At 32.6% G+C, this 17850-nt stretch carries 20 protein-coding genes, 1 tRNA gene and 1 pseudogene; 10 read left to right on the plus strand and 12 right to left on the minus strand.

The window, feature by feature from the left end:
* Nucleotides 1-25: 25 nt before the first annotated feature.
* A complete protein-coding gene (locus tag IGI65_RS09615; RefSeq protein WP_438774055.1) occupies nt 26-502 on the minus strand; it encodes a hypothetical protein in 477 nt (158 codons plus the stop codon).
* Nucleotides 503-659: 157 nt separating this feature from the next.
* On the opposite strand from IGI65_RS09615, the gene IGI65_RS09620 reads away from it, so the two are divergent.
* Nucleotides 660-1187 carry an HdeD family acid-resistance protein gene (locus IGI65_RS09620; protein WP_438774057.1) on the plus strand — a complete coding sequence of 176 codons (528 nt, stop codon included), beginning with the start codon at nt 660-662 and terminating at the stop codon, nt 1185-1187.
* A gap of 102 nt (nt 1188-1289) precedes the next feature.
* A complete protein-coding gene (locus IGI65_RS09625; protein WP_438774058.1) occupies nt 1290-1736 on the plus strand; it encodes a hypothetical protein in 447 nt (148 codons plus the stop codon).
* An 84-nt stretch (nt 1737-1820) separates the two neighbouring features.
* Here the strand turns inward: IGI65_RS09625 and IGI65_RS09630 are convergent, their stop codons facing one another.
* Entirely contained in the window at nt 1821-2537 is a 717-nt protein-coding gene (locus tag IGI65_RS09630; protein ID WP_438774434.1) for a DNA/RNA non-specific endonuclease, read from the minus strand.
* Nucleotides 2538-2877: 340 nt separating this feature from the next.
* Between IGI65_RS09630 and IGI65_RS09635 the strand changes: the two genes are divergently transcribed.
* From IGI65_RS09635 to IGI65_RS09650, 4 genes are all read left to right on the plus strand, one after another.
* A tRNA-Leu gene (locus IGI65_RS09635) sits at nt 2878-2961 on the plus strand.
* Between the two features lie 89 nt (nt 2962-3050).
* Nucleotides 3051-3356: a hypothetical protein gene (locus IGI65_RS09640; RefSeq protein ID WP_071863882.1), complete on the plus strand. Its 306-nt coding sequence runs from the start codon at nt 3051-3053 to the stop codon at nt 3354-3356.
* Between the two features lie 370 nt (nt 3357-3726).
* Nucleotides 3727-4089 carry a hypothetical protein gene (locus IGI65_RS09645; RefSeq protein ID WP_095005752.1) on the plus strand — a complete coding sequence of 121 codons (363 nt, stop codon included), beginning with the start codon at nt 3727-3729 and terminating at the stop codon, nt 4087-4089.
* A gap of 2 nt (nt 4090-4091) precedes the next feature.
* Nucleotides 4092-4370 (plus strand): hypothetical protein, encoded by a 279-nt coding sequence (locus IGI65_RS09650; protein ID WP_071863880.1) that lies wholly within the window; start codon nt 4092-4094, stop codon nt 4368-4370.
* 246 nt (nt 4371-4616) lie between these two features.
* On the opposite strand, the gene IGI65_RS09655 is transcribed toward IGI65_RS09650, so the two are convergent.
* The gene (locus IGI65_RS09655; protein ID WP_438774061.1) at nt 4617-6422 is read right to left on the minus strand and encodes an FAD/NAD(P)-binding protein; all 1806 of its coding nucleotides are present in this window, start codon (nt 6420-6422) and stop codon (nt 4617-4619) included.
* Nucleotides 6423-6750: 328 nt separating this feature from the next.
* Between IGI65_RS09655 and IGI65_RS09660 the strand changes: the two genes are divergently transcribed.
* On the plus strand, nt 6751-7197 hold the full coding sequence (locus IGI65_RS09660; RefSeq protein ID WP_438774063.1) for a DUF305 domain-containing protein: 447 nt from the start codon (nt 6751-6753) through the stop codon (nt 7195-7197).
* A gap of 172 nt (nt 7198-7369) precedes the next feature.
* On the opposite strand, the gene IGI65_RS09665 is transcribed toward IGI65_RS09660, so the two are convergent.
* The 9 genes and pseudogenes from IGI65_RS09665 to IGI65_RS09705 form a co-directional block, all read right to left on the minus strand.
* Nucleotides 7370-7681, minus strand: coding sequence for a hypothetical protein (locus IGI65_RS09665; protein WP_438774064.1), 312 nt, complete (start codon nt 7679-7681; stop codon nt 7370-7372).
* Complete coding sequence (locus tag IGI65_RS09670) at nt 7682-8050, minus strand: hypothetical protein (protein ID WP_438774065.1); 369 nt, start codon at nt 8048-8050, stop codon at nt 7682-7684. It abuts the gene before it with no gap.
* 481 nt (nt 8051-8531) lie between these two features.
* Nucleotides 8532-9911: an FAD-dependent oxidoreductase gene (locus IGI65_RS09675; RefSeq protein WP_438774066.1), complete on the minus strand. Its 1380-nt coding sequence runs from the start codon at nt 9909-9911 to the stop codon at nt 8532-8534.
* Nucleotides 9912-10580: 669 nt separating this feature from the next.
* Complete coding sequence (locus IGI65_RS09680; RefSeq protein ID WP_438774068.1) at nt 10581-10898, minus strand: hypothetical protein; 318 nt, start codon at nt 10896-10898, stop codon at nt 10581-10583.
* A gap of 677 nt (nt 10899-11575) precedes the next feature.
* A complete protein-coding gene (locus IGI65_RS09685) occupies nt 11576-12781 on the minus strand; it encodes a YdcF family protein (protein ID WP_438774070.1) in 1206 nt (401 codons plus the stop codon).
* A gap of 462 nt (nt 12782-13243) precedes the next feature.
* Complete coding sequence (locus tag IGI65_RS09690) at nt 13244-13351, minus strand: DUF3789 domain-containing protein (protein ID WP_438774072.1); 108 nt, start codon at nt 13349-13351, stop codon at nt 13244-13246.
* Nucleotides 13352-13509: 158 nt separating this feature from the next.
* Nucleotides 13510-13656: pseudogene (locus IGI65_RS09695) on the minus strand (helix-turn-helix domain-containing protein); the annotation flags it as partial.
* A 134-nt stretch (nt 13657-13790) separates the two neighbouring features.
* Nucleotides 13791-14153: a sigma-70 family RNA polymerase sigma factor gene (locus IGI65_RS09700; RefSeq protein WP_438774074.1), complete on the minus strand. Its 363-nt coding sequence runs from the start codon at nt 14151-14153 to the stop codon at nt 13791-13793.
* Between the two features lie 145 nt (nt 14154-14298).
* Nucleotides 14299-15312 (minus strand): LPXTG cell wall anchor domain-containing protein, encoded by a 1014-nt coding sequence (locus tag IGI65_RS09705; RefSeq protein WP_438774075.1) that lies wholly within the window; start codon nt 15310-15312, stop codon nt 14299-14301.
* Nucleotides 15313-15516: 204 nt separating this feature from the next.
* Here IGI65_RS09705 and IGI65_RS09710 point away from each other — a divergent pair, with 204 nt between their 5' ends.
* The 3 genes from IGI65_RS09710 (at nt 15517) to IGI65_RS09720 (ending at nt 17509) form a co-directional block, all read left to right on the plus strand.
* Nucleotides 15517-16425: a helix-turn-helix domain-containing protein gene (locus IGI65_RS09710; protein ID WP_438774077.1), complete on the plus strand. Its 909-nt coding sequence runs from the start codon at nt 15517-15519 to the stop codon at nt 16423-16425.
* 116 nt (nt 16426-16541) lie between these two features.
* Nucleotides 16542-16967 carry a hypothetical protein gene (locus IGI65_RS09715; protein ID WP_438774078.1) on the plus strand — a complete coding sequence of 142 codons (426 nt, stop codon included), beginning with the start codon at nt 16542-16544 and terminating at the stop codon, nt 16965-16967.
* 182 nt (nt 16968-17149) lie between these two features.
* Nucleotides 17150-17509: a YxeA family protein gene (locus IGI65_RS09720; RefSeq protein WP_438774079.1), complete on the plus strand. Its 360-nt coding sequence runs from the start codon at nt 17150-17152 to the stop codon at nt 17507-17509.
* Nucleotides 17510-17850: the final 341 nt, after the last annotated feature.

Raw genomic sequence — 17850 nt, forward strand, 5'->3', positions numbered from 1 at the left:
GCTAAACGGATCGTTTGGCACTAGTCTATTTTTTTTCGTCTAATAAAATATCGATGGGTGTACCTTCTTTTAAATGCGTTGCTAAAAACTCAACAATTTCTTCTAACGGTTCATTTAACACAAACAATGGCCCGCGCATTCCGCGGCGAAAGAAATTAACTTTCACTTGAGTTTTTGTTTTTAACAAAACAATTCGTTCCACTTCACTATAAGGAATTCCCTTTTTATCCATCGCATTCACACTAATATGATTTTCTGCAAAACCTTTGGCGTCCATTAAAAAACTTAAAATAATCAGTCCCGCCAATATCCTGCGCATATTTTCATCTAAAGTTGTCGGATTTAATAAAACCATGACAATCGTTCCCACGCCTAACAATAAAATGAGATAAAAACTGGTGGATTTGCGGCGTGATTTAAAAACAATTTCTTTTTCGATCAAAAACAAATAGGCAAATAAAACGACCACAAAAACAAACAGTAAAATGGTAAATGTCGTCACTATAATTACCTCCTCTCTCATTTATCTTACCATAAAAAGATTGGTAGCCCAATTTGAAGTCCTCTAACTTTATCCACCTCAACTAAACCTACTATTTCCTTTATTCGTCACTTTTCGTTACAATAAAAAAGAGAATAGAAGAAAAGGGGTTTTTATAATGGATAATTTTTTTAAAACATTTCGTGAGAATTTTTTATTAAGTGGGATTGCCTATGGTATTTTGGGGATTTTGATTTTAATTAAGCCAGAACCTTTTTTCAATATGATTGTCTACATTTTCGCTGCCTTTTTTGCTATTATGGGCGCAATTAACCTATTTAACCATTATCGCGCGCAAAAGCAAGGGTATTCAGGTTCACAATTAACAACTGGTATCTTACTTTTAGTGGCGGCTCTTTTAATTTTAATTTTTGCTAAAGGACTCGTCTCTATTATTCCTGTTTTCTTGGGTCTATTTATTTTAATTAGCGGTATCACACAATTAGTTCAAGAACTACAACTGAAAAAAGATGGTGTAGCCCGGACAGGTTGGTTTGTTTTTAGCATCTTATTAATGATTGTAGGTGCTTTATTACTGTTCAATCCTTTCCGCAGTGTCTTACTTGTTTTCCAAATTTTTGGAGGTGTGCTTGTTGTTTTAGGCATTTCGCGTTTAGTCGATTTTTTCCGCTTAAGAAATAGTTAAAATTTTAATTATGACAATCTTTTTAAAGAATATGAACACTTTTTTTAATCCTTTTCCTTTATAATTACTTTTGTTATGAATAATGGACTAGGAGGTGAAAATATGCCAATTGAAAAAAGCCAACAAAAACAACAACCCGTAATCATTGTAAAAGACGATAATGGCCAAATTTTACGGAAAGTTTCAGTCAAAGAATGGTTAGAAAATCATCCTTTTAACGCTGATAAAGAAGATTTTGAGTTGAAACTTTATCGCGAAGCTTTAAATTACTTTTACTTAAAACAATATGATCAAGCCGAGGATCTACTCATCTACTTATGTGAGGCGACCCACTACCAACGCTATGAATACATCGAGCGTGTTGCTACTTTATACCACACGCAAAATCGTTTGGATAAAGAACGGTGTATTTTACTCCTTGCCAAAAGAATGCAAGAAAAAAATGAAGCACCAAAAGAGTTACTACAGCGCATCACCCGTCGCTTAGACAAAGTAGATGAACAACTCAATCATTATCAAAAAGCAAATAATCTCTTAGCCTTAAATTAAAAATACCCAAGCTATCCTTGCGACTGTAAAAATTTATCGTCATTTGATAGTTTGGGTATTTTGTTTATTTTATCTTACCGGTGTCTAATCAAGAATTTGGCTTGACCCATCTTGATAATTCAATTTTACTCCTGCTTGAACATTAAAAATATAGACATTTATTTTTATCGCATCACTATTCACCGATTGTGCCATTAAATGCACGCCACGCGCTAAAAGTTCGTCGTTACGAAATACTGGTGTCACTTCATAACGCACAAAATGTTTTTTATCTTGTTCTAAATAATATTTAATATCCATTTCAAAACGTAGCATTTCTGGATTATTTAATTGACGCGTACCTGTGATTAAATTTTGCCAGTTGGCATTTTCACCAGCTAAGGCAAAGCCAATCAAATGGGAACGATTATACAAATAGCTGCCGCCAATTTTTTTATTCCGCCAGCCTGTTGGTTTCACTTTAGAAATATCGCCCCGCTTTTCAGTTGGCATCAAACTTTGATTTAGTAATGCTTCTGCCCCTGTAGCCCGATTTAATGTATCCAATGGGTAATATTTTTCCCAGGCGCCATTTTTTGTCGTTAATTCAGCTTTTGTAAATGTCGGCTGTCCTTTGTTGATTGTGATAGTTTGTTTACCTGCATAATTTAATTTTGCCAACTCTTTTTTTAAAGCTTCGCGCTTTTTTAAACTTTGTTGTGGGCTTTCTTCATCTTCACTCGCAGTCGTTCCTGTCTGATTTGTTGGCTCATCAGAAGTGTCTTGACGATTGAGAGTTGACGTCTGGCTAGTTGTAGGCATCAGTTGCTCATTTTCTGGTAACAGACCACTTCCTGTTAACAATGCCACAGCCGAAAATGCAATGAGTGTTAAACTAGACTTTTTTTTACGATGTTTGGTGGTCGCATTGATTAAAGTTACAACGCCAATTATTATCCCCAATAATCCACCTAATATTAAAACAGTATCCATCTATTTCCTTCTTTTCTATAAATTTAGTATTCCTTTATACCCTAGCAAACAGCGGTCTTGAAAACAAGTAGAAATAGTTTTTCGCCCCCTTTTGACTGCGTCTTATAACCAATGCTTTTCCTTGAAATAAAAATCACCTTGTCCTAAAATAAATCATAGCTTATTTTTAGCGGAGTTGGTGGAACGGCAGACACGTATGCTTCAGGCGCATATGTCCATTACGGACGTGAGGGTTCAAATCCCTTACTCCGCATTTTATTTTTATAAAACAAGAAAATTCTGCTTGTTTTTCTTATTACTAATATAAATTTAAAAAAACGACTCAATTTTAAGGAGAAAATTATGCCATTTCTTGCTATTTTGATTGATTTTCTGACGTTAGCTGCTTATTTTTTACAGTTAAATATTGATAGTTCTGCATTACGCTTTTTAGGCTTAATTTTTCAAGCCGTAATGACATTATGTCTGCTGCTACTCATGATACGTTATCGCGGCAAGCGCTATACCAACTATCGTCCTGAAGGTTATTCTTATGTTACGTTTCGTTTTGCCGTTATTTTACTTTCTTTTTTGATTAACGGCATTGTCTTATTTCTTTATATCTTAAATTTCATTGGTGCCAATGATTTAATTTTTTCTAGTTTTTAGGAAAAATTAAGTTTTTAATAAGTTATAGTTTAAAATAAAAAGTAGCCCTATTATCTGTTATACTTAATGCTACGCGAAAAATATTGTTATGCGATAGATTGATTTATTTCGTTGAATTTAATCAAACTGGCGTAACTTCAGAGTTACAAAGATGTATTAGAGGTTAGGGAATACATCGTTTAAACGAGAAATAACATGAATTTTAGTAATAGTCTTGATCCAACCTTAAATAATAATATTGATTAGTCAGATAGCCTTCTCTAGTAATAGAGAGGGCTATTGTCCATTTTATACTAAAATTTTATTTCTTCCTTTACAAAACAAACATACGTTCGTATAATAAAATTATCAAATCGTTGGAAGTGATCTTATGCGCACACCGCCACCTTACGAAGACCGCAAATTATTAAAGTGGAATGGTTTTTATTTATCCGAACACACTGCTCAAATGGACGCTAAAAAAGCTGCGAAAGCTTACTCTTGGCCGGCAAAACCGACACTATCGCCCACTGAAATTGATCGTATTTTATATGAAGCCCGTTTAAAAGACAAAAGTATTGCTATCCAAAAAGAAGAAGTAAATGAAGAAGGCCACTATCTGCCAGACATTACCGGCAAGATACAAGGTTATGATACATTAGGTATTTACATTGCCAATCAAAAAATTGATTATGATGAAATCCGTAACGTAGAATTTATCACTGTCAAAAAATGGTCTTCATTGGAGGGATGATGATGATTAATTTAAAAGGCACAATTCGTCAAATAAAAATTTTAAAAATAGCTGAACATCCCCTCGTCTATTTTCAATTAGACGATATTCATTGTTTAATCAGCCGTCATGCATTAAATTTTTTGGCTGATGTCACCGTTGGCAGCACCATTAGCGTTTTGGGCGCATATAATTCCCGCAAACAATTGGTAGTAAGAAAATACAGCGTATTGGGGAAACCCCAAATTGTAATCGAATTTGAAAGTAGTCGCTATCCTACCAAAGATGCCAAACATTACTGATAAATTAATGGGATAAGAAAAACTAGTCTAAATCTTAAGGCGGTTGAGACAGAAGCGACTAGCTTCAAAAAATATGACGGAATTCCTGAAAATTGTTTTTAAAATTATTTGGAATTTCGTCTTATTTTTTGAAGAAGCTACTTCTGTCACACCTCCTTCAACTACCTATAAGCTTTTTAGAAAAGTAGTAGCTTAACTGAACATCACCCACAGCTAGTTGCAAAATTATAGTCGCTGTTTTCTGTCTTATTGCTTAAAAGAAATTGGACTGTCATTTCCTTTAAAAATAGTTTCACTGATTTGATTGGCTAAATAAAAGACGCGATCACAACTTTTAGGTCGAGGTGAGGCTGCATTGAGCCAATCTAAGCCTTCTAGTGGGATCCCATAACAGTAGATATGTTCTTGAATCTCACCTTTGCAATCTATCACTTGGTGCGTTTTGCGACTCACTCTAAGCGCTCCTGTTTCATGTTTTTTTCCATCAAAGGTGACAGTATGAGGAGTTAAGTAACCTTTTTGGTGCATATTGCGAAGTAAGGGATTTTTCGTTCTAACTAAACTTGTGCCTGGTAAACGCGCTTCAATCAGATTTTTACCTTTAAAAATCCGCTTTTTATCTTGTTTGCTAAATGCAATAAATTCACTATCGCCTTGCTCTACTGTCATATCTGGCGCTAAAAAAGTAATAAAACCAGCCTTAAAAAAAGCCAATAATTGTTTTTGTCTGATTACAGGTGCACCAATCGTCAAGAAACTATAATCTCGATTAAATGTACCAAAAAAATCTTCATAATATTCTTTTGGTAGGAATTTCTCATGGTCAAGCATGTACTCAAAAGGTGCCTGTAATTCTTTAAAAGTATCAATTGCAGCGGCAAGTGCTCCAGTTTTATTACCGAATTGCGCATTAAAGATATCTTCTTGTAGATACTTTCCTACAAAATCAGGAAAATCAGTCGCTGAAACATTTTGCGCAGGTTTTAACAACTTATCCCAATCGAGTTGAATCTGTTTGGGAACCTGATATTTCTCTAACACACTGCTGGCATCAGACTGGCGATACTCGCTTAAAAAGGCCGTCAGATCTAAGTTAGCTTCTTTTAAAGCAATTTCATAATAAACTAATTCTGCTTCTTTTTTTAATAATGACACCAATTCTTTGACCGAACCATCAAACGTTGTCATAAATTTTGGCGTCAAAATTTGTGGTTGTGCATCTTCTCCTGGTTCTTTTTGATTAGTAGGACGCGCATGATAAGGTAATCCCCGCCCGGAACCAACAATAATTTGTTCTTCTTTACCTGAAGGAAGATAGATGAGTTCGCCTTTTTCTTCTTGAAACTTTCCACCCCACTTGTTTATGAGTAAGGGTAGATAATCATAAAAACTCAAACCCAAGCCTCTAATAATAACAGGCCCTGACACCAAATATTCTAATGGAGCATCAGCAGGATTACTTGGATTTTGGTAAAAGATTCCATTTTCTTTGGCAAATAATTGCTGTTTCTTTTCACCCCTACGCGCTTCATTTTTTGAATGACCGGTGGCTAGAATAACATCAGATACCAAATATAGTTTCGTTGCTATTAATTGGATATTTTCATCTCTAATGGTTAAATCGGTAATTTTTTCACTAATGAATGTAATGCGAACATTTTCAGGCAACTTTTTTATAATTTCATTGAAAAACCAGCGCTGGTAAAGTCCATAATACCGGCGCGAACAATAATCATTTTTGGCTAATTTTGTTTCTGGGATAAACTTTTTTTGCTCCTCTACAGACAATGAAGCTAAAAAAGACAATGCCAGGTTTTGACTCCATTGTCCAAGATTTGGTCCTTCATCTTCAGAAAATAACGTGACGTGTTGCATCACCGTATTCATAATTACTTCGCCACTTTGATCACTTCGCCAAACACTTCCTCCTGGCCCATAAGGATCAAAGACTAAAATTTCAGTTTCTTCATTTAAAGTTCTAGCTGTTTTAACTAAACTGGCTAATGCACTCAAACCAAATGGCCCGGCACCGATAATTGCAATTTTTTTCATAGCCACCCTCCTTACATCCACTAAAAAATTATCTATTTTTTACTTATATCAATTATCTTTAATTATAGCGTAAAAACTAACTCTTTGTATCAATTTGGCGTCCTGCTAGTTAATACAAGATAGCTTCCTAGCAAAATATCTCTTCTACCTAACACTATGTTCAATTTACAATACGCTGCTAAAACAATTTCATAATATTCTAACTGAGGTCCAAAGCTAGCTCTAAATGTAAGAAATTATCCTAAAATTATCTTTTTCGTTATACTAATTATATAAGAAAATTTTTACGTTATTTGATTATAACGGATAAAAGAAAGGGGCAATAAAAATGAAAAAGTATGTAAAATTTTTAGTGATGATTGGGGTTTCCACAATTCTGATGTTTTTGATGATGTATTTGAATGTATATAAAATCGACCATATTTTCTTTAGCCAAACCCGCGTTTTCATGGCTATTATGATGGGAGCGGCGATGGCTATTGTAATGTTGCTGTTTATGTGGAAAATGTACACCAATAAAAAAATGAATCTAGCAATCTTGATTACAAGTATTTGTCTATTTTTAGGCTCTCTTTTTATGGTTCGCAGTCAAACCGCTGTTGATGATGTTGCGTGGATGAAGGCGATGATTCCCCATCATTCTATTGCAATTTTAACGAGTAAAAGAGCAGATTTGACCGATCCAGAAGTTAAAAAGCTAGCAGAAAGTATTATTGAAGCCCAGGAAAAAGAAATTGAGGAAATGAAAACTTTAATTAAAGAATTAGAAAAATAATTTTCTAACTACTATAAAAACTAAATTAAAAAGAGAGTTGCTTTATCTGTCCCACCTATACTCTGATGGAGATGATAAGTTACCAACTCTCTTTTTGTACGTTTCAAATTCATTTATAAAATTTAAATCAAGTTTTTACCAAAATGAATAGTCTCCCACTTAATAAACCCGTTTAGACAATTTTTTCAATCTGAATAAAATAACCCTCAATTGATTCGCTAATTTGGCTTAAAACATGAAATCCTTGTTCATTTTCATACCGTGGTACTTCTAAAAGCTTCACTTCCACCCGATTTAAAGGAATTCCCACAATTAATTCATCTGAAGTCATATGCAAAGCCATAATCTCAGAAATTTGATTTCCTAAAATCATTAATTCCCTTTTTTTCTTGTTAGAGCGCCAAGCTTGATTTTGCATTAACCGTAATCCGCTAATTAAGACACCACTTTTAATTACCTTTTCAGAAATAACCGGACGCCACACTTATGCCACCTGCTTTAAAGGATGATGTTCAATAGAAATTGGCAAATCACTGGCTACCGTTAGTGTAACAAGACTACGATATTTTGCAGCAATTTTTTTCATTTCATTTGCTTCTTTTAAGGTACAATCAACATAAAAGATGATTCCATCGTATTCGTCTTCAAATTTTGCTAAAAACCGATCTGCTTGTACGAGCCATTTATCTTTAATTGTCAAACTCTCATAAAAAGTGATTTGTTTATTACGCAAATAATTTTCTGGTAACTTTTTAGGAAATCCCACTACTGCAATTTTTTCTCCAGTATGTTGCCACTTAATATGCGCCCAAACATGACTAATTTTTCGTTGTTCTCCGTGAATCAGATACATTTTATTTTGCTCCTTAATTTTTGATTATTTTACTAAGACGGCAATAGCCCACCGCCACACCTTCATCTTGCAAGACTATCACCTCCTCTAATCGCAAATAAAGTCACAACTACTTCTCCACCATAACAAAGATAATCTTTAAAGCAAGTAACGTAAGAATATGGTAAGTTGTTTTCTTACTGGATTCTTACTAAAGAAACTAACGTCATCTTCAGCATTCACTTATTGTTAAAATAACTAGCTTTTTAAGACCATTTGATTGAGAATAAATTTTAGGCAAATAAAAAAAGCTTACAGGCAGACATATAATTTGTCTACCTGTAAACCAGATTCTCTTTTCAATTATTCGTTACAGTCTTCAAAAATGGACTCCTATCACTACACATCATTCTTAAAATTCTGCTAACAATATACGCGTCTGAATTGCATTACAAAAATTCCCTTTAAAAATTAGTTTACTCTAAAAAATCATTTTTAATGTCTATTCAATAAATTCTTTTTCACCTAATGCATGTTGGGCCGCTAAGTTTAACAAGCTCCATTGACGGTCAAAACCTGGTTGGAAGAAGAAATCAGCTTCTGCTAAGTCTTCAATGGTCATTTTATTTTGAATCGCCAATGCTAAAACATTTCCTTGGGCAGTAATATCATAGGTAGATAAAACTGCTCCCCCTAAAATTTGATGCGTGATTGGATCAAAGAAGAGTTGGACAGAAACTTTTTTATTGCCAAATTTTTCTGGCACATATTTAGGTCGTAACGTATCTTCGTAATATGAAGTGTAAAGGTTTTTACCTACTTTTTGCGCTGTAAAACTATTTAAGCCACTAGCCGCAAAATGATAATCAAAGACACTCAATGCAGAAGAACCTACAACGCCACCAAATGGTTTACTTGGTACTTTTTCAAATAGATGTTTTACAACATATCTCGCTTCTCTTCTAGCCACTGTCGCTAGCGCAATCGGCATCTTGGCATTAGCAGGAACAGAATAAGCCAAAGTTGCATCCCCGACTGCATAAACATCTGGTAAATTGGTTTGTAAATATTCATTAGTCATAATAAAGCCACGGTCATCCAAATCGACAGTGCCTTTTAGCCATTCTGTATTCGGTTTCACCCCTGCTGCTTGGATAATTAAATCCACTGGAATTTCTTCGTTGTTTACTTGAATAGCTGAAACTTTTTGATCTCCTAAAAATGCTTCAATCTTTGCCCCAGTCATTACTTTAATTCCGTTTTCGGTCAAATGCGCAGCTAATATATCAGTCATTTCTTTATCAAGGTAAGTTCCTAAAGGCCGATCAATCATATCTAACAAAATGACTTCTTTGCCGGCTTTTTGAAAAGCTTCGGCAGCTTCAATCCCAATATAACCCGCACCGATTACAGCTACTTTCTTGATTTCAGGATTAGATAATTTATCTTTAATCTTTGTCGCCCAGTCATAACCCCGCATTAAATAGACGTTTTCTAATTCGGTGCCAGAGACAGGAAGTGAATTTGGTTTCACCCCAGAACTTAAAATCAATTTGTCATATTCATAGTCTGCGGTGGTATCGTCTAATTTATTTTTAACTGTTACTGTTTTATTATCGGCATTAATGGATTGAACAAGTTGATTATTTAAAATATGCACATTAGATTCTGGGAAATTTTCAGGTCTAAAGTTACGCACATCATTGACGTCAGTGACTTGATCTTCCAGATACAATTCCATCCCACATGACATAAATGAGATATAATCACCTGCTTCAAATAATGTAATTTCGACATCGTCTTCATATCTTGATAATAATTCAAGGATGGATTGGTGTCCGCCGTGTGAAGCACCTACGATAATAACCTTGCTTTTACTCATACTATTCTCCCCTTCCTTTTAATGGTAAAACTAGATTCCTTTACCATACATTAATAGCATAATACTTATGTTTTTTTATTTCATATGTTCTGCTCAAAAATATTTAATAAAAATCTACTATTTGAATTTTTTGCTTTCAAATAATATGTCTCAAAATGAAAAAGCCCCCTAAAACTAACCACCATTGGCAAGTTTTAGGGGCTTACTTATTTGAGAATGGAATTTTTCACTTTTTTTGCACAACTATTACGAAAATTTATTTGCTAAAACATAAAATTTTATGTCGGCAAATCGTAGGCAAATCATGAAAATAAAGGTCATTTAGAAATGATGTTGGCATAAAAATGTACGCCCTGTTTTTTTCATGAAAGAAGAGTAACTAAAGATTCTTCTCTCCTATAAAAATAGTAGGAGAATACAAGACTAATTGTGGATTTTTTTCTCTTGCATTCATTCACTCAAGATAAAAAATGGAGGAAAAGCAGCAAGGGCAAATTGCTGTCTCCTACATTATTGTTACCACTTATAATATTGAATAGCCACCGAAAAATAAAAAGGTAACGTGCCTAATTATCAGTTTTCGAATTGCCAATGGTAATTCTCATATCAAATAGCCTTCATCACCCATCTATAGAGGATGGACGATAAAGGACTGAATGCGTTAAAAATTTATTCAGGTGGAGAGTAAAAAGGGATGTTAGGATAACTGAATGCCCGCTCTATAGTTTTCTTGTCAGCAGTATAGGTTCCAGCTAATACATATTGAAAATCAACTTTTTTTCTTTGAAAATCATAAGTGAAAGAGTACTGCAATTCACAATCCTTAGGTTGTGGTTTATAATTTTTAGAAACAGACTCGCCATTTAAGAAATTACCACTATCTTTTATTTCTTTTTTCCAATTCTCATAATCTCTTTTGGTAGTTATATCTCTAGAATAAGAAAATATCGTAAACATTTTTCCTCCAATTCCTTCATCAATAGGCATAATATCCTTTTTTGGAATTTTTGTATTTTCTATATAAATTGTCAGTTCTCTTTTTCCGTTAAAAGTACAAACTATCTTTTTTACATTGTAAAAACTAAGATAAGAAAATATGAACAACAGCCGTACACAAATTAATAGTTAAAATATTCTATTTTCCCTCTTCATCATAATAACCTCCCTCAATAGGTTCCGACTTTCTACAATCTGTATGGTGCTGTGAACAGATTAGGTAATTCATTTGGTATAATAAATCTCAATCCAAAAGCATCACCTTGCATCACAGGCGCATTTCCACGAACTGTATATCTTCTAAATCAAACTTATTGTATTGCCTATTTTTCGTTGCCTGATTCCTTGTTAATTTGATTTTTAGAACTTGACCAACTAATTTACTTTTTTGTTTTTGGCATTCATTCCTGAATTTTTCTGATAATGCTAGAAAGTGCTAGTTAAACTCTTTTAGATTCAAATTAACGTAAACTGACAGGCTACCCTAATTAAGATTCATCTTTTTCGTTATCTTGGTTAGGAGACCGCATCAAAAAATAGCTCTTTTTTGAGTTCTTCACCGTGTCTTCATTCAAGTTGGAGCACCAATACTATCTGACGAAGAGCTGAAAAATATTGGAAGGCTAATCGCTGAATTTTGTAGTTAAACTCTATATTTCAATAAGTTATTAACCCCTAAAAAAGGATATAATCGATAAAGAAATAGATAACACTACAATTAATCCACAAACAACTAAATGTCTTTTCCTGTGAAGCGCTATAATGGCAATGTATTCTCTTAAAAAAGCATTAGGCCAATAGTAAAGTGCTGTTTTAGCTCCAATTCCGTCTGCTTTTAACCCTGCCTGATGTGCATAAATACCTGCACGAAAAATATGATAGTTATTCGAAGTGAAAATCACTTTGTAGGGTAGAGGGGATCTTCTATCCATAATTTTTTTAGAAAACTTCATATTTTCTAAAGTAGTAGTAGATTGATCTTCTAACAGGATATCTTCTTCAGGTATTCCATTTTGATTAGCATATTGTGCCATCGCTACGCTTTCAGGAATATTTTCGTCTACTCCTTGACCCCCAGACATTATAATTTTAGGATGTTTACCACTAACATTGATTTGATGTTGGTAGAATTTAATTGCAGCATCAATCCTTTTGGCTAAAAGTGGGGAAACTATCTCCCCTTTCAAAAGACCAGCACCCAAAACAATGATGTAATCTTGGTCAGGTTTAGGATGATTAAATTGATATAAAATGGAAACACTAAAGAAATTGAAAAAAATGAGAATGAAATAGCCCATTATAAAAGGTAATGCTGCTAAAAGACTCGTTAGCCAATCTGGTATGAGTTTGGAAATAAAAAAGTTATAAATTAGAAATAGAGTCAAAAAAATTGCAAGAAGCAAAGTCAGCATATTAGCCAAAGAATGGGCTTCTCTTTTTAATACAACCAAGGAATTCAAATAAAGAAAAATTAATAGTGATATGAAACCGAAAAGTAAAAGTCCGATGATTATAACAAGAGCGAGTCCTCCAAGCAGAGCAAAGGACACTGGACTAGCTGTAAGATTCACGTTATATACCATATAAATTCCAAAAACAATAATTAAAACGTTAAATAACATCCCATTTAACAGCCGCGTCTTATTTTTGAAATATACCCCTAAAAAAAAAGCCAAATACAAAAGGGGAAGCAAAAAATAATAACTACCATAGGAAATCTCAATACCAGAAAAATAGAAAATTAGACAGATACACGTCCAAATTAGGCAGAAAAACAAGATATCTGCATCTTGTTTTTTCTTTCGCCACCGTATAGTTCCTATATTTCCTCCCACTAGAGAAACAAATAATAAAGTTCCTGCTAAAAAATCCATCTACTTAACTCCTATCGCTTTTTTATAACAAATTAATCAAGTATAACTGTAAAGAATAATGTAATAACTACTTCTCTACTATATCCATCATTTCTCGTAATTACTTGGGACCATAAGAGGTAATATTCTTGGATATTCTACATATATAAAAGACGGTCCAATTAAATATCGTATAACCGTAAAGAAGAAGCATCTTTTATTAGCATGCTCTTTATTTCTTAATAGAATAAATTATTTTAGTTTCTTTTTTTTATTTTCCTTAATATTATGCCGTAACAGAAAACTATAATCATTGAGACTGTACCCACAATAGCAAGTATTGTTTTTACAACATCTTTAGAAAATGGCGTCAAGTATGAATAAATTATTGCTAATATTAATATCAATAAAGTAACTACTAGTAATTTGAGTTTCATATATAAATACTCCTCTCAATAATTGCTTTATTTCTTTTTTTGTTTTCTATTCCCTTCCAGATTTTATATCATTATATTTCCCAGCAGATAAACACCCCATCAGGATGACTCCAATTGTACAACCGATAAATAAACCTAATAGAAACAACCACATAAAAATTCTCCTTTTATAACTACAATGCTTTTTTCATAATTCATAATCTAGAAATGTCTTCATAGTCATCATACAAGGTAGGTTTATCCTTTAAAAGTTCAAACCTACCTTGTATGATTTTGTATGACTTTCTTTTTTTAAATACACTTTGAAAAAAATTATTTGCGTATTTTGTAATTCTTCAGAGCTAAAAATAACCTAATCAAACATTTCTGATAGCAATCATCGTCAAATTTTCCATTTCGACAAGACTCTTTAATTAACAATGGTCTGAAATCCTTAACAATTTGTGTAAAAGCATCTTCGTCATTTTCTTGAACTAGAGCGACAAGGTTTTCTCATGATTTCATTCTCTATATCCTCCATTTCCTTCTCACTATTTCTTCAATCAGTGGAAGTTCGAGTAGGATGACGAATCATATAGATTAACTTAATTAGTTCAATAATCGTTCGCGAATTTTTTTAGAATTCTTTGACGCTTTTTTGTTGCACCTTGTCTACTCAAAGACAATTGAACAGAAATTTCATAGTCAGAATACCCTAAAATATACTTTCGAATTAAAAAAGTTTTATTCCCGTCACTTAGATTTAGAAACTCCGAAGCTAAATATGGATTCCTAAAATCAAGTAAGGTATTCTCAGATTGAATCCTAACCATTTCTAAAGCTAAATTTGACCGATCTTCAATCAGATAGTGTAAATTTTTTTGACCAGTAATAATTTCAGCCTTTTTTAATCGAGTATTTTTAGCAAAGTAATTTGTTGCAGTATTAGGAATGGTTTTTGAATATACTTGATACATTTTGCATCACAGTTTGTTATATCAAAACTTGATAGGTCTAAATTTCTTAACCTGATTGATCGACTAAACATTTCGGACATATCTTGAACGTTGTCAGTTTTGAAGTTTTTAAATCTAAATTTTTTGTCTATTTTTATAGCTACCATCATCTCATTTTCCGAAAATATACATAACCGCCTAAACTAATAATAATAATCCCACCAATGACTGCTATACTTTCGTTGGATTTCTCACCAGTTTTAGGAAAAGTTCTTTTTCCCTTATTACTTGAGCTGCTGGAGCTACTTGTAATAGCAACAATCTGTTTTTTCTTCTCAGCCTTGGAGCTCACTTCTGAGCTAGGATCTGTATTTGATTGAAAAAGTGAATTGGTAGTGGAATCTACACTTGAATGATTAGTTGATCCAGAATCCATTTCAGTATTAGTAGTTTCAGTATCAGATTGAGAACTGGTTTCGGAACCCGACTCCGAGGTAGTTTGAGTGCTTGAATCTGATGAAGATTCACTACTTGAATCTGAACTGGGGTCTGTAATATCAACTATGCTTACTTTATCTACTATTATGGTAAAAGGAGCCCAACTAAATACCCATTTATCAGCTGCGTGCTGCATATAAATCGAAATCGGAATTACTCCACTATCATCAGACATTACCTCACGATTGTAAGAATAATTATATACAGGAGTATTTACAGCTGGCCCATTTATAAACCCGTTTACCTCTGAACTAAGATTTTCGTTATTAATAACTAGATAGGAACTATCTCCGCTAAATTTCTCAATTTCAATATTAAGAACGTATTTTTTATTTGGGGAGACTTGAACATTTTGTTTTAATGTCGGGCTTCTTCGAGAAGTTTGATCTCCATTATTGGATTGAATAGTAGAAATATTCCCATCATTGCTTGAAATAACAGCCTTACCATTTCCAATTTGAGTAGCATTCCATCCATATCCATAATTGTTTGGCATTTGTACGAACCATTTATTAAGTACGGAACTTGTGTCAGTATCAAATGAGTATTCTTGAATAGTTTCTTTTTGGGTAAACATAGAATTGTTAACATACTCTTGTTCTGATGCATAAGAAGACACTAGTGGTATCAACCCTGTCACGCAGAGTCCAGCAATAGCTATAAGTAAAGATATTTTTTTCATTTTTCTAACCCCTCACATACATTCTGTAATCTAATTAACTTTATTATTAAGAGCATTACCTACATCAATTATAAAACGATTATTTTTCATCTAAACGATTTTTTTGGTAACTTAGTGACCAAAAAAACGCTAACTATACAAAAATAACGCTTTAATATACAATAATATAGTTATTATTTGAGTGTTGTAGAAAGGGTGATTATATTGATTTATAAATTTCTAAAAAGGACGGTATTATTAAAGCTTGATATTCTAAGGTTGATATATATAGAAAGACAAGTATCAATACAAGCTCTGATTTCAACATTCAATTATTCCAGATCAAGTATCAAGAGGGCATTAACAGAAATAAATTGTGATATAAAAAAATATACGGACTCTTCTCTTGAAATTGAACAAGGTGCAGGTTTTTTATACAAATTAAGTTGCAACAATAATCAAGAATTTCAAAAAGCGTTTTTCGAATTGCGATTAGTCTACTTAAAGCAAAATTACCCATTTGAAATCTGCGAGAAAATATTTTTTAAAACTAGAATACGTTTCAACCATATTTGCGAAGAACTATCTATCTCCAAAAAACAGCTAAATAGCGATTTATGTATTGTCAATAGTATCTTGAATCCATATAGAATCCAGATTATACAAAAAGGCGAATTTCTTTGTTTATCTGGAAACGAAGCAATGATTCGATTAATTATCTTTTCTATAATTAGTAAAATTTACTTGGGGTTAGACTGGCCTTTCCCCCAGACCAGAGAATATATATATAAATTATGTTCACCCAAAATAATTGCTGTTCTTAAAACATTGAATCCCCTTGAAGAAGAAAGAGTTCTATTTCTTCTAGCTATATGTCATATGAGAGTTTTAGGGGTAAATTATGTAGATAAAATGAGCGAACAGACTCAACATATTATAGATATCTATAAAGGACAATTAAATGTTTCTGAATTTAATACGGTACTGCAAGAAAAATCTAACGAAATATGTTTTGCTAATTTTTTTTCCGATTACTATTTCCTAAACTTGATAATCAAAAGACACGATATAAAATCGGAAATATTCTTTATCACACTGAGAATGAATGTACTACTCAGATTTCTTACTTGTTAAACTCCCTCAATCTAAAAGATACTTCAAACGCTTTTAAGTATGAACTGACTTATTACCTAACGCTATATTTTCTTTCAATAGATATTTTTGGTGAATGTGAAAGTGCCGGAAAAGATTTGGTAGAAACCTATTCATTAGTAAATCATACTGCCCTGTTCTCTAGTGGAAAAAAATATTCAGATTTAAAAACTAGATTACTTTCTCTTTTTCCAGAAGGAAAGAATATTGACTTTTTGACTGATTTAGTATTTGCACTTCTTCAAAAAAGAGAAACTGTACAAGCTAAAATCTATATCTTATTTTCCAATAAATCACTGACAAATGAAATCTTCATTGCGAATAAACTGTTAAATTTTTATGGATCAAGGCAGGTTCAGATAACTACTTCTATTGAAGATGCAGAAATTATTATAACTGATACTCTTCATAAATTAATCCGTTCAGACCAACAAGTAGTATTTATTGAAGAAACAGACAGTGAACAATCTTTCAATTTTATAGTACAGTCGTTAGATAATTATTTGTTAAAAAAAAGATTGTAGACCAGCTTTCATATTTTTACATGTCGGCTATTACTAAACACCGGTATTTATGACGTTGAATAATAACCAAAATTACCACCACAAAAAAACAGATTACAATTCTGTTTGCAATATTTAGGACTCTAATTTTATTTTTTAGTTTTTAGATTTTATTACACTATTTTTAGAAAGGAATGACGATTATGAAAAAAATTATTTTTAATGCTTTCTTAGCACTGTTATTGATAGGAGGTGCTTGGCTTATTTATGAAAAAAATTTTGCTACAACAGATTACTATACTAAAATCGTTACGGAAGGAAACCGAACTTTTATCGGAAAAAGTAATAATGGAAAAAAACAATATCGTTATACTTACAACTTACCTAGCTTTACAAAAGATAACCAAGAATCAGATTTATCATTTGATTCTAATGCCGATAGACCTCTGAAAAGAAACGCTTATCTCATTTTACATTTCAACAAGCAAAAAGGCGTGGTAGGATGGGAAGAAGTCAAAGCTGAAGAAGTACCTTCATCCGTATTAAAAGAACTTGACAAATAAAAATATATTTAAAAGATTCTGGACACAGAAATATATACAAAAGAACATTTAGATTCAAAATAATTCAGTTCATATTTTTTGAAATTCCGTCAAGGTAAGCCCCAACAATAATATTCCATAATAAAAAAGATGATTTCAAAGCGCCGTCAAGAACTTGAAATCATTTTTCACCTTATATTGCGGCTTATATCGCAATAATTGCTTTGCCACAACTTTATAATTAGTGAAATTATTTATAATATTTTTTTTGAATACTCTAAGCTTTAAATATATCGCCTACTTTTGTCTTTTTATTATGTCTTTGTAGATTCCAGTTTTTAACCACATAATTCGTCTAAATC

The sequence above is a fragment of the Enterococcus sp. DIV0755b genome (assembly GCF_051713765.1).
Lineage (GTDB): Bacteria > Bacillota > Bacilli > Lactobacillales > Enterococcaceae > Enterococcus_C > Enterococcus_C canintestini.